This window comes from Halohasta litchfieldiae (genome assembly GCF_002788215.1).
Classification (GTDB): domain Archaea; phylum Halobacteriota; class Halobacteria; order Halobacteriales; family Haloferacaceae; genus Halohasta; species Halohasta litchfieldiae.
Genome location: NZ_CP024845.1, coordinates 3,187,611 through 3,207,194, shown reverse-complemented (window position 1 = coordinate 3,207,194; position 19,584 = coordinate 3,187,611). Strand labels below are relative to the sequence as shown.

25 protein-coding genes, 1 tRNA gene and 1 riboswitch are annotated in these 19,584 nt (G+C 61.2%); of the genes, 10 read left to right on the top strand and 16 right to left on the bottom strand.

Features of this window, described 5'->3' with window-relative positions; all coding sequences use genetic code 11:
• Positions 1-7: 7 nt before the first annotated feature.
• Both HALTADL_RS17495 and HALTADL_RS16315 read right to left on the bottom strand, forming a co-directional pair.
• A complete protein-coding gene (locus HALTADL_RS17495; RefSeq protein WP_162551745.1) occupies positions 8-229 on the bottom strand; it encodes a hypothetical protein in 222 nt (73 codons plus the stop codon).
• Positions 230-595: 366 nt separating this feature from the next.
• A complete protein-coding gene (locus HALTADL_RS16315; protein ID WP_089673307.1) occupies positions 596-2,359 on the bottom strand; it encodes a nitrite/sulfite reductase in 1,764 nt (587 codons plus the stop codon).
• 376 nt (positions 2,360-2,735) lie between these two features.
• Between HALTADL_RS16315 and HALTADL_RS16310 the strand changes: the two genes are divergently transcribed.
• The 4 genes from HALTADL_RS16310 to HALTADL_RS16295 all read left to right on the top strand — a co-directional run bounded on the left by HALTADL_RS16310 (position 2,736) and on the right by HALTADL_RS16295 (position 6,443).
• On the top strand, positions 2,736-3,107 hold the full coding sequence (locus tag HALTADL_RS16310) for a 30S ribosomal protein S8e (protein ID WP_089673306.1): 372 nt from the start codon (positions 2,736-2,738) through the stop codon (positions 3,105-3,107).
• A 70-nt stretch (positions 3,108-3,177) separates the two neighbouring features.
• Entirely contained in the window at positions 3,178-3,942 is a 765-nt protein-coding gene (locus HALTADL_RS16305) for a Nif3-like dinuclear metal center hexameric protein (protein WP_089673305.1), read from the top strand.
• Between the two features lie 81 nt (positions 3,943-4,023).
• On the top strand, positions 4,024-5,706 hold the full coding sequence (locus HALTADL_RS16300) for a methyl-accepting chemotaxis protein (RefSeq protein ID WP_089673304.1): 1,683 nt from the start codon (positions 4,024-4,026) through the stop codon (positions 5,704-5,706).
• Positions 5,703-6,443, top strand: a complete 741-nt coding sequence (locus HALTADL_RS16295; RefSeq protein ID WP_089673303.1) for a bacteriorhodopsin — start codon at positions 5,703-5,705, stop codon at positions 6,441-6,443. The genes HALTADL_RS16300 and HALTADL_RS16295 overlap by 4 nt, the downstream gene beginning before the upstream one ends.
• A 14-nt stretch (positions 6,444-6,457) precedes the next feature.
• Here the strand turns inward: HALTADL_RS16295 and HALTADL_RS16290 are convergent, their stop codons facing one another.
• From HALTADL_RS16290 to ahbB, 6 genes are all read right to left on the bottom strand, one after another.
• Entirely contained in the window at positions 6,458-7,135 is a 678-nt protein-coding gene (locus HALTADL_RS16290; RefSeq protein WP_089673302.1) for an HAD family hydrolase, read from the bottom strand.
• A gap of 75 nt (positions 7,136-7,210) precedes the next feature.
• Positions 7,211-7,573, bottom strand: a complete 363-nt coding sequence (lwrS, locus tag HALTADL_RS16285) for an LWR-salt protein (protein ID WP_089673301.1) — start codon at positions 7,571-7,573, stop codon at positions 7,211-7,213.
• A gap of 5 nt (positions 7,574-7,578) precedes the next feature.
• Entirely contained in the window at positions 7,579-7,848 is a 270-nt protein-coding gene (locus HALTADL_RS16280; protein WP_089673300.1) for a 4a-hydroxytetrahydrobiopterin dehydratase, read from the bottom strand.
• A gap of 67 nt (positions 7,849-7,915) precedes the next feature.
• Positions 7,916-9,298, bottom strand: coding sequence for a glutamyl-tRNA reductase (gene hemA, locus HALTADL_RS16275; RefSeq protein WP_089673299.1), 1,383 nt, complete (start codon positions 9,296-9,298; stop codon positions 7,916-7,918).
• On the bottom strand, positions 9,295-9,969 hold the full coding sequence (locus tag HALTADL_RS16270; RefSeq protein WP_089673298.1) for a precorrin-2 dehydrogenase/sirohydrochlorin ferrochelatase family protein: 675 nt from the start codon (positions 9,967-9,969) through the stop codon (positions 9,295-9,297). The genes hemA and HALTADL_RS16270 overlap by 4 nt, the downstream gene beginning before the upstream one ends.
• Positions 9,966-11,027 (bottom strand): siroheme decarboxylase subunit beta, encoded by a 1,062-nt coding sequence (gene ahbB / locus HALTADL_RS16265; protein ID WP_089673297.1) that lies wholly within the window; start codon positions 11,025-11,027, stop codon positions 9,966-9,968. Before ahbB ends, HALTADL_RS16270 begins: the two co-directional genes overlap by 4 nt.
• A 192-nt stretch (positions 11,028-11,219) precedes the next feature.
• Positions 11,220-11,284, top strand: a riboswitch (Fluoride riboswitch).
• Positions 11,285-11,289: 5 nt separating this feature from the next.
• Here ahbB and HALTADL_RS16260 point away from each other — a divergent pair.
• On the top strand, positions 11,290-11,670 hold the full coding sequence (locus HALTADL_RS16260; RefSeq protein WP_089673296.1) for a fluoride efflux transporter FluC: 381 nt from the start codon (positions 11,290-11,292) through the stop codon (positions 11,668-11,670).
• On the top strand, positions 11,670-12,035 hold the full coding sequence (gene crcB, locus HALTADL_RS16255) for a fluoride efflux transporter CrcB (protein ID WP_089673295.1): 366 nt from the start codon (positions 11,670-11,672) through the stop codon (positions 12,033-12,035). The genes HALTADL_RS16260 and crcB overlap by 1 nt, the downstream gene beginning before the upstream one ends.
• Before the next feature lie 14 nt (positions 12,036-12,049).
• On the opposite strand, the gene HALTADL_RS16250 is transcribed toward crcB, so the two are convergent.
• The 3 genes from HALTADL_RS16250 to HALTADL_RS16240 all read right to left on the bottom strand — a co-directional run bounded on the left by HALTADL_RS16250 (position 12,050) and on the right by HALTADL_RS16240 (position 13,486).
• Positions 12,050-12,784 carry a hypothetical protein gene (locus tag HALTADL_RS16250; RefSeq protein ID WP_089673294.1) on the bottom strand — a complete coding sequence of 245 codons (735 nt, stop codon included), beginning with the start codon at positions 12,782-12,784 and terminating at the stop codon, positions 12,050-12,052.
• 294 nt (positions 12,785-13,078) lie between these two features.
• A tRNA-Arg gene (locus HALTADL_RS16245) sits at positions 13,079-13,151 on the bottom strand.
• Positions 13,152-13,204: 53 nt separating this feature from the next.
• Positions 13,205-13,486, bottom strand: coding sequence for a Sec-independent protein translocase subunit TatA/TatB (locus HALTADL_RS16240; RefSeq protein WP_089673309.1), 282 nt, complete (start codon positions 13,484-13,486; stop codon positions 13,205-13,207).
• Between the two features lie 143 nt (positions 13,487-13,629).
• Here HALTADL_RS16240 and HALTADL_RS16235 point away from each other — a divergent pair, with 143 nt between their 5' ends.
• Positions 13,630-13,914 carry a DNA-directed RNA polymerase subunit L gene (locus HALTADL_RS16235; RefSeq protein WP_089673293.1) on the top strand — a complete coding sequence of 95 codons (285 nt, stop codon included), beginning with the start codon at positions 13,630-13,632 and terminating at the stop codon, positions 13,912-13,914.
• A gap of 74 nt (positions 13,915-13,988) precedes the next feature.
• Here HALTADL_RS16235 and HALTADL_RS16230 read toward each other — a convergent pair whose 3' ends face one another.
• On the bottom strand, positions 13,989-14,264 hold the full coding sequence (locus HALTADL_RS16230) for a DUF7511 domain-containing protein (protein ID WP_089673292.1): 276 nt from the start codon (positions 14,262-14,264) through the stop codon (positions 13,989-13,991).
• A gap of 91 nt (positions 14,265-14,355) precedes the next feature.
• Positions 14,356-15,168 (bottom strand): imidazole glycerol phosphate synthase subunit HisF, encoded by an 813-nt coding sequence (hisF, locus tag HALTADL_RS16225; RefSeq protein WP_089673291.1) that lies wholly within the window; start codon positions 15,166-15,168, stop codon positions 14,356-14,358.
• A gap of 162 nt (positions 15,169-15,330) precedes the next feature.
• Here hisF and HALTADL_RS16220 point away from each other — a divergent pair, with 162 nt between their 5' ends.
• The gene (locus HALTADL_RS16220) at positions 15,331-15,873 is read left to right on the top strand and encodes a CDP-2,3-bis-(O-geranylgeranyl)-sn-glycerol synthase (protein WP_089673290.1); all 543 of its coding nucleotides are present in this window, start codon (positions 15,331-15,333) and stop codon (positions 15,871-15,873) included.
• A 93-nt stretch (positions 15,874-15,966) separates the two neighbouring features.
• Here HALTADL_RS16220 and HALTADL_RS16215 read toward each other — a convergent pair whose 3' ends face one another.
• On the bottom strand, positions 15,967-16,569 hold the full coding sequence (locus HALTADL_RS16215) for a protein sorting system archaetidylserine decarboxylase (RefSeq protein WP_089673289.1): 603 nt from the start codon (positions 16,567-16,569) through the stop codon (positions 15,967-15,969).
• 12 nt (positions 16,570-16,581) lie between these two features.
• On the bottom strand, positions 16,582-17,613 hold the full coding sequence (locus tag HALTADL_RS16210) for an AAA family ATPase (RefSeq protein ID WP_089673288.1): 1,032 nt from the start codon (positions 17,611-17,613) through the stop codon (positions 16,582-16,584).
• A 101-nt stretch (positions 17,614-17,714) separates the two neighbouring features.
• Here HALTADL_RS16210 and HALTADL_RS16205 point away from each other — a divergent pair, with 101 nt between their 5' ends.
• On the top strand, positions 17,715-18,416 hold the full coding sequence (locus HALTADL_RS16205) for an SDR family NAD(P)-dependent oxidoreductase (protein WP_089673287.1): 702 nt from the start codon (positions 17,715-17,717) through the stop codon (positions 18,414-18,416).
• A gap of 27 nt (positions 18,417-18,443) precedes the next feature.
• Here HALTADL_RS16205 and HALTADL_RS16200 read toward each other — a convergent pair whose 3' ends face one another.
• Positions 18,444-18,704: a glutathione S-transferase N-terminal domain-containing protein gene (locus HALTADL_RS16200; RefSeq protein ID WP_089673286.1), complete on the bottom strand. Its 261-nt coding sequence runs from the start codon at positions 18,702-18,704 to the stop codon at positions 18,444-18,446.
• 78 nt (positions 18,705-18,782) lie between these two features.
• Between HALTADL_RS16200 and HALTADL_RS16195 the strand changes: the two genes are divergently transcribed.
• Positions 18,783-19,580, top strand: coding sequence for a ZIP family metal transporter (locus tag HALTADL_RS16195; RefSeq protein WP_089673285.1), 798 nt, complete (start codon positions 18,783-18,785; stop codon positions 19,578-19,580).
• Positions 19,581-19,584: the final 4 nt, after the last annotated feature.

The following is a 19,584-nucleotide window of genomic DNA, read 5'->3' as shown; positions in this document are numbered from 1 at the left end:
GTCAGCCTCAACGGGCTCGGCGAGTGACATCCTCCTCGCCGTAAACGGCGAGGCTTCCCCCGCACGAGGAAACCCGGCCCGTTACCGAGCAGGTTTCAGGACCTTCTCTCCCGAGGTCGGTGGGACGGGTTTCGTCCCTCGCTCGGGAGCGTCCTGTGGCGCTGTCACGGGCGCTCCCACCCGCGAGCGAGTCATCGACGCCCGGTTTCTCGGGGCGTCTCTCTCTCAAGCGGTCATGCCTCACGGCACGGTCGGTTCGGTCACACTTCCCCGACCCGTAGGCCGGGTTCCCGTGCTGACGAACGACGCGAACCCCGCAGTCGGTTGCAGAACCGACCCGTGGGAACCGACGCCCGGAAATACTCGGGACGCTAGTTTCAGCGCGTCTCGTACTCCCGCGCAAGTGCCGAGAGCCGACGCAACCCTTGCTAACGTGTACGAGACGGCGTGTACTAAGCATTTGGGTTTCGGTGAGCAATCGTCGGCGGTTGCTCAGCACCGTGTCGGATTCACGCCCGCCGTGAACGGCGGGATTCTCTCCTTGAATCAAGATAGCTCCGGAGCCACGTCAGCCGATGTGTGCTGGGTGCCGGTCTCAGTCATCGGCGTGGGCGATCCCATCGGGGGTGAGCTCCGTGTCCTCCTCGGCGAAGGGGTACCACGACTGTTTGGCGTCGGTGAGTGCCGGATCTTCGTAGCTCGTTTCCTCCGGTTCGCTGAGTTCGATCAGCGGCTCGTCACCCGTGGCGTCGACCCACTCGCGGAAGGTCTGGCCCTCGAAGCGGTGGGCGGCAAAGGCCTCGACGAGGTTCTTGATCGCACCGGGAACCTCGTCAGCAGGGATTCGCTGACGAATCCATTCCACGAAGGCGGGTTCCTCACCGATTCCGCCGCCGACGCCGAGATCGAGGGCTTCGACCATCTCGCCGTCCTTGCGGCCACGCATGCCGATCAGGCCGATATCGGCGGTGTTGGCCTGTCCACAGTCGGCCGTACAGCCCGAGAAGTGGATCTTGAGTTGGTCGACATCGTCCGGCAGGTCGACGTTGTCCCGCAGCCAGCGCAGCATCGCGGCCATCCGCGTCTTGGTCTCGGCGAGCGCGAGCGAACAGAACTCGGTGCCGGTACAGGCCATTGCCCCACGAACGAACGGGTTGGGTTCGGGTTTGTGTTTGTGGAGCAGCGGTTTGCGGAGCAGTTCGTCGACGCGGTCGGCGTCGACATCCACGATGATCGGGTTCTGGCGTCGACTAAGCCGGATTTCGCCGGAGCCGTACTCGTCGGCCAGATCGGCCAGCCGTATTACCTCCGCAGCTTCCATCCGCCCGACGGCAACGTTGATGCCGACATAGAAGTTGCCATCTTTCTGTTCATGGACGCCGAGGTAGTCGAACTTGCCGTCCTCGCTGTCGCGGCCGGCGTTGAACGTGTAGTTTTCCCGCATGTCTTTGCCGCCCGTTTTCAGTTCAAAGTCGACGAAGTCCTCCTGAAGCGTCTCTCGGATCCACTCTGTGCCTTTGTCGTCGACGAAAAAGCGCGAGCGGTTTTTCGATCTGACTTCGCGGTCGCCGTGTTCGTGGTAGAGTTCGACGAAGCCACGGACGACGTCGACGGCGTTGTCCGGCTCGACGAATACGTTGATCGAGCGTGCGACGCGTGGTTCGTGACCACCGAGGCCGCCGCCGACGCGAACGTTGAAACCAAGCGTCTCCTCGCCGTCGATCTCCTTTTTCGCTGGTTCGAGACCGATGTCGTTGATCGAGTCCTGTGCGCCGCCCTCGGGCGTTCCGGTGATCGAGATGTTGAACTTCCGGGGCATGTTGCACAGCGCGTTGTCGCCGCGGATTTGATCTTGGAACCGTTCGAGGATCGGCAGCGTGTCGACGATTTCGTCTTTGGCCTTGCCGGCGACCGCACACCCCGAGATGTTTCGCATCGTGTCGCCGCCCGCAGATCGGGTGGTGACGCCCGTGCCTTCGAGTTTCTCCCAGATTTTCGGGACGTCTTCGAGTTTGATCCAGTGGAGTTGGACCGACTGTCGCGTGGTGAAGTCGATCCACCCGTTGCCGTACTCGGGGTTGCCAATCGGTCCCTGGGCGTAGTCGCGGGCGACCTCACCGATGGCCCGGAGTTGCCCCGGCTCCAAGATGCCATTACAGTTGGTCAGCCGCATCATGAAGTAGCCCTCCTGGCCAGACCGGTGGGCGAAGACGCCCCAGAACTTGAACCGCGAGAGCCACGCGTCCTTTTCGTCTTCGGGGATTGAATCGTACCCCTTCTCGGCGAACTCTATCAGTTTTTCGCGTACCTCGTCTCCGTACAGCCCGTCTTTGTACTCCTCTTTCTTTTTCTGGCTCATGGTTTGGTCAGTGTGGACAGACGTGCGATTTTAGTTCGGTATGTGGCACATCCATCCGTGTAGTCACGGTAAAACGGTCTTGTCCGGACACATATAACCCTAATCGTTTACATTGTCAGAAATATACCTGCCTAAGTCGACAGCTGGACAGTTTAATAGCTAATAATATGTGTATAAGGTGATTAGATCTGTGTTTTTACCCTACTCAAACCAACGAATATCCAGCGAAAGTACAAATTTCAGAATCGCGTACTCAAATAGTGACAACACTTTGTGAAGAACGGCGAGCCCACTGGCCTTCTCGCCCCTCTGGCGGCGGTGGTCGAGCCGCGTCGTTTCGAGCGATTCAAGTAGCTGCTGGTGTTCAGTTCGGAGTATGAAAGATCAGGGACACTCTACGCGGAAGCGGACCGGCGGACGGCTCAAACATTTCAGCAAAAAGAAACGGCACCAGCTCGGCCGCGAGCCAGCCGAGACCACTGTCGCCGAACCACGCCTCCAGATCATCGACGCCCGTGGCAACGATGACAAACTCCGCGCGCTGTCGACGAACGTCGCACAGCTGTCGGACGGCGGCGAGACGACCGAAGTCACAATCGAGGACGTCGTCGAGAACCCCTCGAACGTCAACTACGTCCGACGGAACATCATCACGAAGGGCGCAGTCATCGAAACCAGCGAGGGCAAGGCCCGCGTCACCTCCCGACCCGGCCAGGACGGGCAGGTCAACGCCGTCTCCATCGAGTAACTGCTCTCTTTTGGTCTCGCTGCGGTAGCGAGTCCGTGGCTTACAAGCCGCTCGCCGCGTAGCGGTCGGTATGGAACTCTCGACGTTTACCGCGCGATTAGATGAGGAACTGCAGACCGACGCGTATGCGGATGTCGACGCCAGCGCCAATGGCCTGCAGATTGGCCCCCCCGAGCAAGACGTAGATCACGCCGCGTTCGCGGTCGACGCCGCCGAGGCAACGATTGAGGCCGCGGTCGACGCAGACGCTGACGTGCTCGTGACCCACCACGGACTCTCGTGGGGCGGGATCGAACGCGTCACCGACCGGCAGTACCGGCGGATTGCACCGCTTATCAAAAACGACATCGCGCTCTACGTCTCGCATCTCCCGCTTGATGGCCACCAGTCGGTCGGCAACGCGGCGGGAATCGCAGATCTGCTGGGATTGGCCGACACCGCTCCTTTTGGATCGATGGGTCCTGTGACGATTGGCCAGCAGGGTCGACTGGGTGAGGCCCGTTCGGTCGACGAGATCACGACCCAACTCGAAACCGAACTGGAGGGCACCGACAGCGTCCAGACATTCGACTTCGGCCCCGACGAGGTAGCGACCGTCGCCATCGTCACCGGTAGCGGCAGCGACTGGCTCGACGAGGCCATCGCGGCGGACGTCGACCTCCTGATAACTGGCGAGGGCAAACAGAAGCTCTACCATCAGGCTCGCGAGGCCAATATCAACGCCATTCTGGCAGGCCACTACGCGACCGAAACATTCGGCGTTCGGAGCCTACAGACACTGGTCGACGACTGGGGACTGTCGACGAGCTACCACGCTCACCCGACTGATCTCTGAACTACCTGTAGACGACTCTCAGCACTGATAACTGCGTGTTGTGGTTTTATGATACACGATATCTTACTAGTTGGTATCACTATGAGTACGGAGCAGTCACTGAACTTCATCCGCGGAAGCTACGCGGCAAAGCTGACGTTGTCGCTGCTCGGGGTCGTCGGAATCGTCGTCGGCGCCGGGCTGTTCGTGCATATCGAGGCAGTCGAGGCGCTCGGAGCCGGCAGCGGGGAGTTGGGGTCGAGCATCCTCGGCCTCATCCTGCTGACGGTAATCAGTCTCGCGCTGATCGGCGTCACCATCGGTAGCCAGACGATTATTTCGTTGCGCCATCTGGCCGGCAAGGCCGACCGGATGGCCGACGGTGATCTTGATGTCGAACTCGAAACCGAGCGCAGCGACGAAATCGGCCAGCTCTACCGCTCGTTCGAATCGATGCGTCGCTCCCTGCGACAGGAGATTTCGGCCGCCGACGAGGCCCGCCACGAGGCCGAAGACGCCACCCAAGAGGCCCAAGCGGCCCGCGACGAAATGGAGCGCCGAGCCTCCAGAATCGAACAGCAGGCCGAGAGCTACGAGCGAACGATGCGGCAGGTCGCCAACGGCGATCTGACCCAGCGCGTCGACCCCAACGGCGAAAGTGAGGCCATGCAGCAGGTCGGTCTCGCGTTCAACGAGATGCTCGACGAACTGGAAGGGACGATTGGCGAGGTCACAACGTTCGCCGACACCGTGGGCGACGCCGCAAGTGGCGTCGATACTCGTGCCGAAGAACTCCAGCGAACCAGTGGTGGCGTCTCGGATGCTGTCGAAGACATCTCCGAAGGAGCCCACAAACAGACCGAAAACCTCCGAGAGGTAGCCAACGAGATGGACGGGCTCTCCTCGGGTGCCGAAGAGGTCGCCGCAACCGTCGAAACGGTCGCCCAAACCACCGAGAACGCGACCGAGGCCGGAACCGAAGGCGAGTCCGCCGCCGCCGACGCGCTCGAACAGATGGCCGCCGTCGAGGAAACAACCGACGAAACGATGGAGGACATCGAGGCGCTCGACGAGGAGATGACCGAAATCGGCGAAATCGCGGATATGATCAGCGAGATCGCCGAGCAGACGAACCTCTTGGCCCTGAATGCCTCCATCGAGGCCGCCCGCGCGGGCGAAGAGGGCGCAGGGTTCGCGGTCGTTGCCGAAGAGGTCAAATCGCTTGCCGAGGAGACCAAAGAGGCCGCCAGCGAGATCGACGGCAAAATCCAGAGCGTCCAAGAGCGAACCGGCGATGCGGTCGCCGGAATGGACGAAACCACCATTCGAATCAGCCAAGGCGTCGAAACTGTCGAGGGTGCAATCGATCAACTCAACAACGTCATCGAGTACGTCGACGAGATCGACAGCAGTATGAGCGAGATCAACAAGACGACCGAAGACCAGGCCCGCGCCGCCGGCGCGGTCGTCGACATGATCGACGAAGTCGCGTCGATCAGCGAGCAGACGTCCAATGCGGCCGACAACGTGACCGATACCACCGAACAGCAGCTCAAGAGCCTCGAAACAGTCGAACACGAGGCCGGCGAGCTCGGTTCGCAAGCCGAGAAACTGTTGGCTGTCCTCGATCAGTTCGATATCTCGACGGATGGGCCGGGGCGATCCGGTGGGTCGACCAACCAGATCACAGTCGACAACTCGCCGACAGGGGGGAGCTCGAAAGCAGCCACCGACGGCGGCAAACACACTGACGACGGTGGCTTCCAGTTCGGTGATGACCGATGATACTGCCCGTCGAACTCTGGGCGGCTATCGGTGCCATTGCGCTGGCGGCCGGCACGCTCCCCTCGGTCTACTTCGCGCTTACTGAGCCGGAGAACCGACGCTACTATGCGATTCTCGCGGCGATTACCGCTATTGCCGCCGTCTCGTATACGCTGACCTCACAGGGAATCGGCACGCTCTCGGTCGATGGGGCGAGCTTCTACACCCCGCGGTACGTCGACTGGCTGTTGACGACGCCGCTTTTGATTCTCTATATGACGCTGCTCTGTAAGCCGGGCAAGCAGATCTACGGCCTCCTGATCGGCCTCGATGTGGCGCTGATCCTCCTCGGGATCGCTGCGATCTTCACCACCGGGACGCTCTCGTTGGCGCTGTTCGGGGCTGGCACCCTTGCCTATCTCGCCCTTGCCTACCTGCTTGTGGTCGAACTTCCGGCACGAGCAACGTTCGAAACCGACCGCGTGGCGATGGTGTTCACCAAACTCCGCAACGTGACGGTCGTTCTCTGGACGATGTACCCCATCGTCTGGCTGCTGGCACCCGTCGGATACGGCTACCTGCTGCCGAACACGGAGATGATGGTGGTCGTCTATCTCGACATCATCACGAAGGTCGGCTTCGCCGTCTTCGCGCTGCTCGGTCGGGATGCGCTCAACCCACTGGCCGACGACGCGCTGGCGATGGACGCTGGCGGTGACGACGGCGAGTCGACTGCCTCACCGAATCTCGCCGACTAACTGCAGAAGCGTTTTTACACCCGTTTCGTTCCGCCATCGGTTGCCACATCCGACAACAGCGGCTCGAAGGAGTCGACGCGATAATCGCCCAACACACAGCGTCCCCGCTGGTCGACGCCGTGGCGTTCGACGTGAATCCCATCGAGTCCGGCGTTCCACGCCGCGCCGATGTCGCTTTCGCCATCACCCGCCAACACGCCGCGCTGGCTGGCGTCGACACCCAACTGGCTCATCGCATGGCTCACCGGCGCAGGGTCGGGTTTCCACCCCAACTCCTCGGTACAACAGACGACGGTGTCGAACCAGTCACCGATATCGAGATGCTGTAACACGGGTTCGGTCAAAAACTCTTGGCAGTGGGTCACGAGGCCGACCGGCACCGATTGGCGTTCGATCTCAGCCATGAAGTCGACCGCGTCGGGGTGGAGATACGTTGATTCCGCCCGAACCAGCGGCTCTTCTTCGTCGTGGAACACGGGCCAAAACTCCGCGGGGTCGATCCCCCACTGTCGGAGCATGGGGTCGCGTGCGCCACCCAGCCCGTGCCAGATGATTTCGGCCTCGCGGTCGCTAAACGGTCGACCTAACCGATCACCGACGCGGTCGAACACCTCGCGGGTGTACCCCCACTCGGTGTCGATCAGCGTCCCGTCGAGATCGAACAGCCAGAAATCGTACTCCTCGGTGACCATTGGACAAATATCTACGTGGCTATGGTATATGTGTGTTACGGTGTAACAAACTGGCCGGTAGATCGATCTGTCTGGTTATCGGACGTGGATCGAACTGCCGAGATATTTGTGGAGGACTTCGTCGACCGAGTCGGCGTTGAATCTCGCCACCCCAACCGCAATCTCGTCTTTCAGCGCGTCGAGATACGGCTCGTCGGTTTCGAGTTCGCTGAAGCTCGCTGCACTGACCGACACGCCAAGATGATCTTCGGCAATCTCCCGGAGGTGTTTCTCGTCGCCAACCTTGCCCCGCCAGAGGTGCTGCTGGAAGAACAGCCAGCCCTCTTTTCCGGGCTCTGCGGCCGGAATCCGGAGGACGGTCTCGAACTCGTTGGGGTCGACTCGCACGTCGTCGGGATCGAGGCGAAAGCGGACGCGAAACACGTAGGCGGCGTCCATCGGTCTCAGTACTCGTCGTCGAACTGCTTTGCAAGCCGGATGTCGTCATCGGTGATTCCACCAGCCTCGTGGCTCGTCAGCCGCACCTCCACAGTCCGGAAGCCGATGATCAGTTCGGGGTGATGGAACTCCTCGTTGGCTATTTCGGCGCACTCGGTTGCGAAGTCGACGCCAGTGAGGTAGTCGTCGAACTCGTAGGTCCGGACGATTTCGTCGCCCTCGCGGCCCCAGTCGTCGGGCAGCCGGTCGGCTATCTCGTCGTTATCGAGTGTCATGGTTGGAAGTCGACGTCCGGCTCAATAACAGTTGGTGGCGGTCGACTGACACGGTGTCACTGACCCGTTAATCGTCGGATAACTGTTCGAGAACGTGGGGTGGAATATCCTCCGGCGAGACGCCCTCCGGGATCTCGTCGGGCCTCTCCGATGGGCGGTCCTCGGTCGACGCTTCGTCCATTTCACCGTCGCTCGGTGGGAACTCGCCGTCGAACTCCGGATTAAATAGCTGCATCGCGGTCTGGATCGTCGTCCAGTCGTCCTCGGCGGCCGCATCCCGCAGGCTCTTGGTCGGAGCCGACAGCAACTGGCCGACGAGTGAATCCGCCAGCGAGTCGATCACGTCGCGCTGTTTGTCGTTCAACTCGCCGTGGGCCTCCAGTTTGTCGACCGCAGTGGTGACCTCCCGATTTTTGACGCGCTCGGCGCTTTCGTACATCGCGCTGATCGCCTCGTCGGCACGCTTGCGTTTAAACAGCGCCAACAGTCGGTCGAACTCCTCGTCGATCATGGCCTTGACCTCCTCGGCGGCGACCTTCCGCCGACGATGGGTTGACTCGGTGACCGATTCGAGATCGTCGATATCGTAGACCGCGATCCCGTCGACAGCGGCCGCCGCGGGCTCGATATCCCGTGGTTGAGCGAGATCGATACAGATCGTCTCTCCGGCCGCCGCGAGCCCCTCGCTGTCGAGGACGTGATCCGGGCTCCCGGTTGCTGTGATGACGACCGTGGCCTGCTCGGCGGCCGCGGCCGCCGCGTCGAGCCCAATGGCGCTGGCCTCGGTCTCGACCGTCTCGGCAATGTGTGTCGCGTGTGGGATCGTCCGGTTGGCGATCACGATCCGGTCGACGCCCGCCGATTCGAGCGCCGTGGCCGCCAGCGATCCCATCTCACCGGCGCCGACGACGAGTGCGGTCGACCCGGCGAGCGCCGTCTCTCGGCTGGCGAGTTCCACCGCCGCCGAGCCAAGCGAGACGACGCCCTCGTTGATTTCGGTTTCCGTGCGTGCGCGTTCGCCGACGTGGATCGCCTTCGTGATCGCATCGTCGAGGAGCGGACCGATCCCATCGGCCGACCGCGAGGCCTCGAAGGCGGTTTTGAGTTGGCCAATAATCTGGTCTTCGCCGAGGACCAGCGAGTCCAGCCCGGCGGCGACACGCATGAGATGCCGCAGGCTCTCCTCGTGGTCCATGTGGTCGACGGCGCCCTCTCGAACATCAGCAACGACCTCAGCCAGCGCCTCACGACCCTGCCGGGCGTGATCAGTGACGACGTAGGCTTCCGACCGGTTGCATGTCTGGAGTGCGAACGCCTCTGAAACGCCCGGCTTTGCTCGAAGCGCAGCCACCCGACCGACGACATCGGCACAGCTAGCGGCTTCGATCTCATCAACGCTCGCGTTCATATGCGAAACGCTAACGCCTGTGATGACACCGGTCCGAATCATCGGCTTCCACCGTCCGTGTCGTCGTGTTCGGCTGCCATTACGCGCTCTGCCTCTTTTGTCGCTTTGGCAGTACCCGTATGTAAAGCCTTCCAAACGGACGACGAACGGACAACCGACCGGACAGCCGCCCGGCGATCTGCCACCGAGAGGTCGGATTCTTTCAGCTCCGCTCGAAGCTCCCCCGTAAGCTCGGCCATCGCACCCGCATCCTCGATTTCGGCTTCGATCTGCTGGCGCAAATATCGCGAGAGTGCGGGACTCTTCCCGCCGGTCGAAATCGCAACCGATACCGGCCCATCGCGCACGGTGGCCGGAACGACGACGCTGTCGACATCCCGTCCGCCGGACTGGTCGGTACGGTTTATAAGTAGTCCACGTTCGCTGGCTGCCTCGTCGACTGCCCTATTTAAATCAGGGTCGTCGGTTGCAGCAACGACCAAGACAGGCTCGAATCGGTCGACCCACTCCGGGACCTCGGCTGGCTCCGGAGCCGCACGGATTCGGTCGACAGCTGCCAGCTCTTCGTCGGTCTCAAATCGCTCGTCGAACGCCGGGCTGATGACGACCACCTGCGCCTCGCGGGCAAACCGGCGAGCCTTGCGGGCTCCGACGCTGCCGCCGCCGAAGACGAGAACCGTTTCCTCGCTGAAATCGTGGTAGAGCGGTATCACTCCGTGTTCGCCTCCGCTCGTTCGGCCAGTCGAATCCCGGTCTTTTTGAGAATCTGGGTCGAAAACAGCGAGTCCCAGTCCTCGTCCTCAACGTCCCAGAAGTCATCCATCCGTGCTTTGACCTGCTGGATGCGCTGTTGACTCTCGGCTTCGGTCCGACCGTGGGTCATCGCAAAGAAGTTGTAGGGCCAGACGCCCTCGTGGCGGGGTCGCTGGTAGCAGTGGGTAACGAAACCCAGACTGGCGATTTCTGGGCCGACCTCCGAAACGAGGTCGTCGGGGACGTTCCAGACGGTCATTCCGTTTTCGGTGTAGCCCAGCGCGTAGTGGTTCGGAATAACGCCGACACGGCGGACTTTCCCCTCCTCGTTGAACCGTTTGATCGTCTCGATTACCCAGTCGACATCCGCATCGAGTGCATCGGCAACGTCGGCATACGGTGTCGCAGTAATCGGGAGTCCGCCCTGAATTTCGATGACGAGATCCCGTTCTGCGGGCGTCAAGGTGGTCTTGTCGGTTGGGTCGACTGCTGGACCAAGGTCGGCAAGGTCGACGTCGCCCTCGTCGATTGGGCCATCGAGCATGAACTTGGCCTCGACGCGGAACTCCTGCTGTTTGGGGAGGTTGTAGGTCTGCTGGCCGGTTTCGGCCTCGATCTCTGCGAGGACCTCTTCGATTCGATCCTCGTCAGCTACACTGACGACGAACCACATGTTGAGATGTGGATGTTCGCGTTCGTAGTTGTGGGCGACTTCGCGGAACTCGTTTACTTGGTCGGCGATCTCATCGAAGCGCTCGGGTGGGGCGTGCATGGCGACCAGCGAGGCATTGCCACCGATTTCTTGGGCGTTGACCAGCGCGCCGAACCGAGTCAAGATTCCCTCCTCGTCGAGGTGTTGGACGCGCGCGAGCAGTTCGTCGGCCGTCACGTCGACTCCCTGATCACGGAGTGCTGCCGCCGCGGGCTCGAAGGGGCGCTCAACCGTCGGAAACCCGCCCTGAAACGCGTTGACGATTGCGCGGTCGAGCCTCGATAGCTCCGCGTCGACCTGTTGCATACACATACTCGGAGTCGGGGGTGAATAAGCGTCTCGGAGCAACGCCGTCGAACGACTGGCTCGGTGTGCCAGTAGTGGGTATTTGTCATTGTCGACCGGGTGTGATTCCAGCGAAAATAGGAATGCTTAGGCCTACGGCCCAATCTCAACCAGACAGACTGTCGTGGCGATATGCGACGATTGGGAGACAGCTTCTCCCCGGGCGATGGGGCTCGCCCGACCAAACCGCCGACCGGGCTGATGGCTCCTGACTCTGCCAGCCATGATACGTAGACAGCTCCTCACACAGCTCGAACCGACTTTGCTAATCGCTGTCGGCGGCTTCGCCGGGGCCAACCTCCGGCAGTTCGTCGACCTTCTCGTTCCGGGTACCCTTCCGGGAACTCTCGCAGTAAACATCCTCGGCAGCTTCGCCCTCGGTGTTCTGATCTACGACTCGCTGGACCAACAGGCGATTGGAGACAACTCCCGACTCGTGTTCGGGACTGGCTTTCTCTCGTCGTTTACAACCTACAGCACATTCGTCATCGATACGCTCCTCGCTGAGCCACTGACAGCTGTCGGCTATGTCGGCGTGAGCTATCTCTGTGGCTTCCTTGCGGTGCTCGTCGGTCGCTGGTTCGTCGGCGGAGGTGATCGCTAATGGTCCCGATGGAGCCAGCCTATCTCCTCGGTACCGGTGGAGCCATCGGCGCGGTGCTTCGGTATCTGGTCTCGGATCTCGTCGTCCGGCAACAGGGCGACATGCAGTTTCCCTTGTCGACACTCGTCGTCAACGTCATCGGGAGCTTCGTACTCGGCGTGGTCGTTTTCGGCAACTTCAGCGAGGCCGTGACGCTATTTTTCGGCGTTGGGCTCTGTGGCGCATTCACGACCTATTCCTCGTTCAGTGTCCAGACGGTGCGGCTCTGGGAGCGGGGAATGGGCGGCGCTGCGGTTCTCAACGCTGTCGGTAACTTCGTCCTCAGCGTTGCCGCCGCTGGGCTGGCGTGGCTCATCATTGGGTAGAATCCAGCTGTAGCTCAGCTGTCAGGCGAAAACGACACTTCCTGAAGGTCGACTTCCAGTTCGTCGACGGAGTCGTTGAACGCCGCGACGAACCGCCCGACATCGCCCGCGAGTGCTCGGACATCGGGGGCCGAGGGCGGGCTGTATTGGGAGAGCAGATAGACGCCACCCTCACCGCCGACCCGGAGATACGACACCTGTCCCTCCTCCCATTTGAGTTCCCAGCGCGTTCCGTCGACAGTTGTCGCAAACATCCCGTAATCTGTTCCCTCGTAGCGGTAACACTGTTGGGCGATATCGGTCGCCACCTCCCGAATCGCCGCGACGATCTGATCTCGTTCGTCGACGATGGTCGCTGTCGAGGTGACCTCCGGGAACCCCGTGTCGACCGCGTCGAGAATTCCTTCGCGGGAGTCGACGAACTCGTTGTAGGCCTCAACGAAAGCGTCGTAGGATTTCATGGCATCTAAGAGCGCTTTCGGCTCCGGCGGCTGCTTTGTCGAGACGACGTAGGTCTCGGCTCCGGATTTCGATTCGAACAGCAGGAATTCGAGTCGACCGGCCTCGTATTTGATCGTCCACTCGCCGCGATCAGTGCGGAACGTTCGGCGGCCGTAGTCACCACCTTCTAATAAGGCCAGTTCGCGCGCGATCTCGCCAGCATGGGCTGTCACTGCGTCGAGAATCTCTGCTCGCTGTTCTCTGAGTTCCTCTGTGGTTGCCGTCTCGGTGTTCAGCCCGTCGACCATTCACTGTAGGTAGGTCTGTCGGGATCATAAGTCGTGTTACTGCGGATCGTCGACGGAATAGAAATTCCAGAACGGGTACGGTGGGAGTCTCGTGAGTCAAACGAACGAGACTCAGGAGTAGTACAGAGGGAACGAAGTGATCGAAGCACTACGACGGGATTCGAACCACGGTCGTAGCGAAGCTACTCCCTGATTCGAATCCCTGCGCCGTTACTGCTCGCTTCGTCTGCTCACGGATGCGAAGCATCCGTTCGCATGGTCCGAGGGACTTCGTCCCTCGCTACTCGCAAATAACGGGCGCGATGGGATTCGAACCCACGATCGAGCAGTTAGGAACCGCTCGCCCTGTCCACTAGGCCACGCGCCCTACCAGTCGCTACTAGTAGATGGCTATTAAAAGAATGCCCGGCCCGGACGTGGTTAGTTTGCTTTCTCGGTTTCCGTCTCGGTGTCGGACTCCTCAGTCTCCTCGACAACCGGCTCGCTGTCGGTCGTGGTCGAGGTAGCGTCTGCGGTCGGATCGCTCATCTCTTGGAGCTCGTCTTCGATATCCTCGCGGCCTTTCTTGAACTCACCCATCGCCTGACCGGTCGACCGGGCGAGTTTCGGAATCTTGTTCGCGCCGAACAAGAGCACTAACACGAGCAGGATGATCAGCATCTCGGGGCCGACTGGGCCGAACAGCGGAAGTACAGTGACCATGTCTACCATCCGATAACCCTGTCGCAACTATAGGCTTTTTGCTCGGTCGCGTTCGAATTCCGCATTCGACCCGTCTATATACGGGTCGAACGCCAGCGGCGGACAACGAAACACTGAAACGACACACAGGCAAACGAAGGCGTATGGAACTGCGGGTTATCGAAAAGACTGACGAGGAACTCCGCATCGAAATCGCTGGCGAGGATCATACGTTTATGAACGTCCTCAAAGGCGAGCTGCTGGAGACCGACAACGTCGCAGCAGCGACCTACGATGTGAATCCGGAACAGTCCGGCGGCCAGACCGATCCCGTCCTCTCGATTACGACCGAGGGCGGACTCGACCCACTCGACGCACTGGCGACCGCCGCCGAGTCCGTTCGAGCCGCGACCGACGAGTTCGCCGACGCGTTCGAAGCCGCAGCCTAAGCGGCGCTGACTCTCGTTTTTGCTGTCGACTCCTCTCAAAATAGCAGCGGGTGGGAGCTGCTGTCCGGCCCGCGTTACCGCCTGTTTGCGAGCGAGACGACGTGTGCCGCGTCGACCGTAATCCAGTGTGTCATCTGCTCTGTCGGCGACAACCCGGCCGGTGAAACGGTGTACTCTTCGTCTCCGTCGGCTGTCGTTGTGGTTCGCCCCTCGAAGATGACCTCGTCGGTCAGATCCGGCGGAGCGTCTCCCAGCGACCACAACAGCGGTTCGATAACGGAGTTCTGGAGGGGGTAGTTAGTGGGGGGCACGGCGAAACCATTGGGCCACTGGATAAAATCTGTTGTCATTCGATGCTGATAAATGGCCGACAAAAAAGTACTCTTTTCTTACTAAAATCAGCAGCGCCTAACAGGGAGTCGACTGCGTAATGACTCTTTATCAGAGCCGAACTGGGATGTTCTGTGACCGAAGGCGCTCTTTAACCTCCTGAATCGAGTACTCGTCGAAGTGGAAAATCGAGGCCGCAAGCCCGGCGTCGGCTCCGGCTTCGGTAAACACCTCGGCCATGTGGTCGGGCGAGCCACACCCCGATGAGGCGATCACCGGCGTTGAGACGTTATCACAGACGGCTTTCGTGAGTGGAATATCATAGCCGTCCTTCGTTCCGTCGCTGTCGATGGAGTTGACGAACAGTTCGCCAGCCCCGCGCTCTTCGGCTTCGATGGCCCACGAGACCACATCCCGGCCAGTCCCCTCACGACCACCCTTGACCGTGCACTCGAACCAGCATTCCTCGCCGTCGACGGTGGCGTAATAGTCGCCTTCGTCGTCGAATCGGCGGCGGGCGTCGACCGAGATGACGATACACTGACTGCCGAAGGCGGTCGCGCCCTCGGTGATGAGTTCGGGCCGTTTGAGCGCGCCCGTGTTGATCGAAACCTTGTCTGCGCCCGCCCGTAGGGTCTCTTTAATATCTTCTTTCGTCCGGATTCCCCCGCCGACAGTCAGGGGAATAAAGCATTCGTCGGCGACCTGCGAGACCGTTTCGAGCATCGTCTCTCGGCCCTCGGCGGAGGCGGTAATATCGAGGAACACGAACTCGTCGGCACCGGCCTTGTTGTAGGCTTTGGCCATCTCGACGGGGTCGCCGGTGTATTTGAGGTCCTCGAAGTTGACACCGGTGTACACCGCCGCGTTGCCATCGTCGTCGAGGTCGACGTCGATACAGGGGATGATCCGTTTGGTTAGCATTGAATACCTGACTGTAGGTATGTGAGTGGTTTCACCGTTTCGACCGGTGACTGTTTGCTGTCATCTGTTGCGGACCGCTCGGAGCCAACAGCAAGCGTTTGGTTGACCCACCCTCCCGACTGGAATCGCCGGGAATTAAGTATCGGCTCTCCTCGCTCCGGTATGATCGGTTCACTCGTTGCGACGGCGTTTTGGGCCATGTTGCCCGCCTATGTCCCGAACAATGCGGCGGTGCTCGCCGGTGGGGGTCGACCCATCGACGGTGGTCGTACGTGGGGCGGACGGCGCGTGTTGGGCGACGGCAAAACGTGGCGCGGCACCGCCGTCGGCACGCTCATCGGCGTTCTGCTCGCGCTGGGACTCAACGCGATCAACGGTCCCGTTTCGGCCACACTCGGCGTCTCGCTGCCGACGTTCCCGATTCAGGCTGCGGTCGGCCTCGCTCTCGGAGCCATGCTCGGCGATATCGGAGCCTCGTTTATCAAGCGCCGGAGTGGCCGCGAGCGTGGAGCCGCGTTTCCGGGACTCGATCAGCTCGATTTCGTCGTCGGCGCACTGCTGGTTGCGTTTCTGGTCGACGCCGACTGGTTCCTGTCGACGTTTACCCTCGGCATAATCGTCGTTATCCTCGTCATAACGCCACTCCTCCACGTGAGCACCAATATCATTGCGTTCAAAATCGGTGCCAAAGAGGAGCCGTGGTAGGCGTCGACTACGTTTTGGACGCGACGTGTTACTCACCACTAATTAAATATAATTACACGTTGGACCGGTATCTGACTGGGATCGTCGAAGCCGCTACTTCGTTTCGACGAGCCGCGTCTCGCCAGCCCTGACCGCCTCGCCATCAGTCACCAAGAGATCCTCACGGGAGTAGGCGGCGGGTAACAGCACGTCTGCCCGACTTCCGAAAGAGACGTGGCCGATTCGCTGGCCGCGCGTGAGTTCGTCACCCGGTTCGATGTAGGGATGAATCCGGCGGGCAAACCAGCCGGCGATCAGCGCGACTTCGTACTCGCCGCAGTCGACGACCACCCGTTCGTTGCGGTCGGAATCCTTCGAGAAGGCGGGTTTGTAGGCTCCCGGCCGGTGGTCGACCTCGGTGACCGTGCCGGCCATCGGCGCGCGGTTGACGTGGACATCGGTGACGTTCATAAACGTGCCAACACGGAGCCGGTCGCCCTCCTCGCGGATGACTGAAATGTGACCGTCGGCGGGTGCGAGGATACCCGACTCGGGTGGTGTACGCTTCGGATCGCGGTGAAACCACAGCACGCCGACGCCGAGTGCCAGCGCGACGGCTGCGAGGGGTGGAGCGAGGATTGCTGTGGGGAGTGCGACAGCAAAGCAGGCTATCGCGTACCGCCAGCAGCCCGGCGCGACGGCGTATGGTGGTGTCATGATAGAGTGGAGTTAGGCCGTCGACCGGAGTTGGGTGCGACCCTCGGCCCACGACGCAAGCAGGTGGGTCAGGTGGAGTCGGTCGTCCAGTCCTTCGGTGAGTTCGAGGTCGGCCTCGCCAGCCAGCGCGTGGAGTCGGGTGATGTCGCTCGTCTCGAACTCCGAGCGGGAGCGGGCGACACGCAGGAGTTCGCCGAGGAGTTCGTTGCCATCGTACCCCTCGTCAGACAGCAGGTCGTCGACCGTGCTGCGGGCGGATTTAAGTTCGCCACGCTTGGCATCGGTGAGCGCGCTGAGGATCTGGTCGTCGTCGCCGATATCGCCCAGCGTCTCGTAGGCCGTCTGCATCGTGAGTTCGTCTTTTTGCGTAGCAGTCGTCTGGGCGGTGAGAATCGCTTGCCGGAGATTTCCCCCTGCCGCGCTGGCGACGAATTCGAGGCCCGCCTCGTCGCAGTCGACCTCCTCGGCGGTACAGATTCCGTCGAGGACGGCGATGATTTCGTCGGTCGTCGGCGAGCGCATCGGAACCGGGAAACACCGCGAGTGGATCGGGGCGATGAGTTTGGCGGGCTGTCGCGTGGTGAAGACGAATTGGGTGGTCCGGTGGTGTTGTTCCATCACCCGGCGGAGTGACTGCTGGAAGTCCTCGCGGATCGCCTCGGCGTTGTCGAGGAGAATCGTTTTGAAGTTCCCCGACACCGGGGCGTAGCTGGCCGATTCCTTGAGCACGCGGCTAATCATGTCGCGTTTCGACATCCGGCTCCGGCCAGTCAGAAACTGCTCGAATCGGGGATCGGATTTGATCTCCTTTTTCGTGCGGTCGAAGAAGTCCGCCACGTTAAGTTCGATTAGATCGGCGTCGGTGTCGTCGTGGACCTCGCTGGCGAGGGCGCGGGCGGCAGCGGTTTTGCCGACTCCGGGCGGCCCTTGGACCACGAGGTTCATCGGCTCGCCGACGGTGCGTTCGAGGCGCTCGACGACTTCCGGTTGGGGGAGTTCCGAAAGGGCGGGCGCGTAGGCATCGGTCCACAGCGGCGCGTCCATTGACGGTGGTCGTCGCTCGGCGGGTAAGAATCGGTCGATTCCGTGAATGGGGAGCCCAGTCGACACCCACGATTTTGTGGCCTGCTCTCATATGGCTCGCTATGGCACGAACCGCAGTCATCGCTGGCGTTGGGCCGGGACTCGGTGAATCGATTGCACGTAAATTCGTCGACGAGGGCTGTCAAGTCGGGCTGTTTGCCCGCTCCGAGCGGTATCTCGACGAGCTGTCGACGGACCTCGGTGAGAACGTGCTGGCGGTGCCGACCGATATTACGGACCCTGAGCAGGTCGACGAGGGGTTCGAGGCAGTGCGTGAGGCGTTCGGTCCGGTCGACATCCTCGTCAATCATGCCAGCGGCGGCTCGTGGAAGGGACTCCGGGAGATTTCACCAGAGGAGTTCGAGGACGCATGGCGCGTCTCGTCGTTCGGAGCCCTCTGCTGTTCGCAGGCGGCCGTCGACGATATGCTCGCCGAGAACGGTGGGACGATCATCTTCACGGGGGCGACATCGGCAGTGCGGGGTCGTGACGGCGCACTGGGGTTCAGCGCGGCGAAGTTCAGCAATCGCGGGATGGCCGAGTCGATGGCGCGCGAACTCGGGCCGGAGGGAATCCACGTCGCCCACGTCGTGATCGATGGCCAGATTGAGACCCCGCGAGTCGAACAGCAGTATCCGGACCGCGACGAAGAGACGTTTCTCGACCCCGATTCGGTTGCCGACTCCTACTGGCATCTCATCGAACAGGATCGGTCGTCCTGGACGCTTGAACTCGACGTTCGTCCGCACGTCGAGGAGTTCTAATGACCGAACACGCGGGGTAATACTCGATTAGCTGTACTGTTCATCGAGATAGTCGACGATATCGTCGGTCTCGTACATCGTTACGCCGCGGTCGGTGTCGACCAGATACGGGATCTGATCTGCGCCGCCGGCAATGAGTTCGTCGTGCGTGATCTCGTTGGTCACGTCGCCACCGGCACCGCCGGGGAGCCGCGGATTGTGGATCACAGAGGAGACGCCGAGTGCCGAGAGTTTGTCGCGGACCTTTGCACAGTGTGGACAGCCTTCCGACTGGTAGAGTTCTAGCATAGGTCATCTGTCTGCTGGGGGTCACTAAACTGAACTGCCACAGACGATTTATGTTGTCTGGGTCGAAAGCGACCATAGATGGGGCTTCTGGCAAATCTCGGCTTTGTTTTTAGTGCTGGATTGCTTACCGCGCTGGCGACCGGACTCGGCGCGCTCCCGTTTTTCTTTTTCGAGACGATCAGCGACCGCCGGAATATCGTGCTTTGGGGTCTGGCCTCCGGCATCATGGTTTCGGCGTCGGTCTTCGGTCTCATCGAAGAAGGGCTGGCCGAGGGAAGCGGGTGGGAGATAGCCGCTGGGATGGCCGCCGGTGTCGTCCTCGTCATCATCGCCCACGAGGTGTTAGTCGACGCCGAAATCGACCCACAGGAGTACGAGGAAGCCGATTTCAAGAAACTCGTGCTCATACTCGGGATACTGACCGTTCATAGCTTCCCCGAGGGGATTGCGGTCGGCGTCTCGTTTGCGGATCTCGGACTAGAGGGAGGGGCACAAATCCTGGGCGTTACCGTGCCATTGCTGGCGATCTTCATGACGGTCGCCATTTCCATTCACAACATCCCCGAGGGAACGGCGATCTCGATCCCGCTCAAATCGATGGGGGTGTCGAACTGGAAGCTGGTCTGGTGGGCGGTGTTTTCGAGCCTCCCACAGCCAATCGGTGCCGTGATGGCCTTCGCGTTCGTTCGTACTGCTCGGGAGTTCCTCCCGTTCGGCTTCGGGTTTGCCGCGGGGGCGATGATTTATCTCGTTATTTCGGAGTTCATCCCCGAGGCACTCGATCTCGGTGAGAACGTTCCCAGCGGCGGCAAGCCGGAGCTGGTCGGTGGCATCGTCTTCGGCGTGCTCCTGATGTTGCCACTTCGGTACGTCTGAGTGG

What these genes read in the sequence shown, in the direction of transcription:
- HALTADL_RS16315 (WP_089673307.1), bottom strand. Translation starts at nt 2,359, where the DNA reads ATGAGCCAGAAAAAGAAAGAGGAGTACAAAGACGGGCTGTACGGAGAC.
- HALTADL_RS16310 (WP_089673306.1), top strand. Translation starts at nt 2,736, where the DNA reads ATGAAAGATCAGGGACACTCTACGCGGAAGCGGACCGGCGGACGGCTC.
- HALTADL_RS16305 (WP_089673305.1), top strand. Translation starts at nt 3,178, where the DNA reads ATGGAACTCTCGACGTTTACCGCGCGATTAGATGAGGAACTGCAGACC.
- HALTADL_RS16300 (WP_089673304.1), top strand. Translation starts at nt 4,024, where the DNA reads ATGAGTACGGAGCAGTCACTGAACTTCATCCGCGGAAGCTACGCGGCA.
- HALTADL_RS16295 (WP_089673303.1), top strand. Translation starts at nt 5,703, where the DNA reads ATGATACTGCCCGTCGAACTCTGGGCGGCTATCGGTGCCATTGCGCTG.
- HALTADL_RS16290 (WP_089673302.1), bottom strand. Translation starts at nt 7,135, where the DNA reads ATGGTCACCGAGGAGTACGATTTCTGGCTGTTCGATCTCGACGGGACG.
- lwrS (WP_089673301.1), bottom strand. Translation starts at nt 7,573, where the DNA reads ATGGACGCCGCCTACGTGTTTCGCGTCCGCTTTCGCCTCGATCCCGAC.
- HALTADL_RS16280 (WP_089673300.1), bottom strand. Translation starts at nt 7,848, where the DNA reads ATGACACTCGATAACGACGAGATAGCCGACCGGCTGCCCGACGACTGG.
- hemA (WP_089673299.1), bottom strand. Translation starts at nt 9,298, where the DNA reads ATGATTCGGACCGGTGTCATCACAGGCGTTAGCGTTTCGCATATGAAC.
- ahbB (WP_089673297.1), bottom strand. Translation starts at nt 11,027, where the DNA reads ATGCAACAGGTCGACGCGGAGCTATCGAGGCTCGACCGCGCAATCGTC.
- HALTADL_RS16260 (WP_089673296.1), top strand. Translation starts at nt 11,290, where the DNA reads ATGATACGTAGACAGCTCCTCACACAGCTCGAACCGACTTTGCTAATC.
- crcB (WP_089673295.1), top strand. Translation starts at nt 11,670, where the DNA reads ATGGTCCCGATGGAGCCAGCCTATCTCCTCGGTACCGGTGGAGCCATC.
- HALTADL_RS16250 (WP_089673294.1), bottom strand. Translation starts at nt 12,784, where the DNA reads ATGGTCGACGGGCTGAACACCGAGACGGCAACCACAGAGGAACTCAGA.
- HALTADL_RS16240 (WP_089673309.1), bottom strand. Translation starts at nt 13,486, where the DNA reads ATGGTCACTGTACTTCCGCTGTTCGGCCCAGTCGGCCCCGAGATGCTG.
- HALTADL_RS16235 (WP_089673293.1), top strand. Translation starts at nt 13,630, where the DNA reads ATGGAACTGCGGGTTATCGAAAAGACTGACGAGGAACTCCGCATCGAA.
- HALTADL_RS16230 (WP_089673292.1), bottom strand. Translation starts at nt 14,264, where the DNA reads ATGACAACAGATTTTATCCAGTGGCCCAATGGTTTCGCCGTGCCCCCC.
- hisF (WP_089673291.1), bottom strand. Translation starts at nt 15,168, where the DNA reads ATGCTAACCAAACGGATCATCCCCTGTATCGACGTCGACCTCGACGAC.
- HALTADL_RS16220 (WP_089673290.1), top strand. Translation starts at nt 15,331, where the DNA reads ATGATCGGTTCACTCGTTGCGACGGCGTTTTGGGCCATGTTGCCCGCC.
- HALTADL_RS16215 (WP_089673289.1), bottom strand. Translation starts at nt 16,569, where the DNA reads ATGACACCACCATACGCCGTCGCGCCGGGCTGCTGGCGGTACGCGATA.
- HALTADL_RS16210 (WP_089673288.1), bottom strand. Translation starts at nt 17,613, where the DNA reads ATGGACGCGCCGCTGTGGACCGATGCCTACGCGCCCGCCCTTTCGGAA.
- HALTADL_RS16205 (WP_089673287.1), top strand. Translation starts at nt 17,715, where the DNA reads ATGGCACGAACCGCAGTCATCGCTGGCGTTGGGCCGGGACTCGGTGAA.
- HALTADL_RS16200 (WP_089673286.1), bottom strand. Translation starts at nt 18,704, where the DNA reads ATGCTAGAACTCTACCAGTCGGAAGGCTGTCCACACTGTGCAAAGGTC.
- HALTADL_RS16195 (WP_089673285.1), top strand. Translation starts at nt 18,783, where the DNA reads ATGGGGCTTCTGGCAAATCTCGGCTTTGTTTTTAGTGCTGGATTGCTT.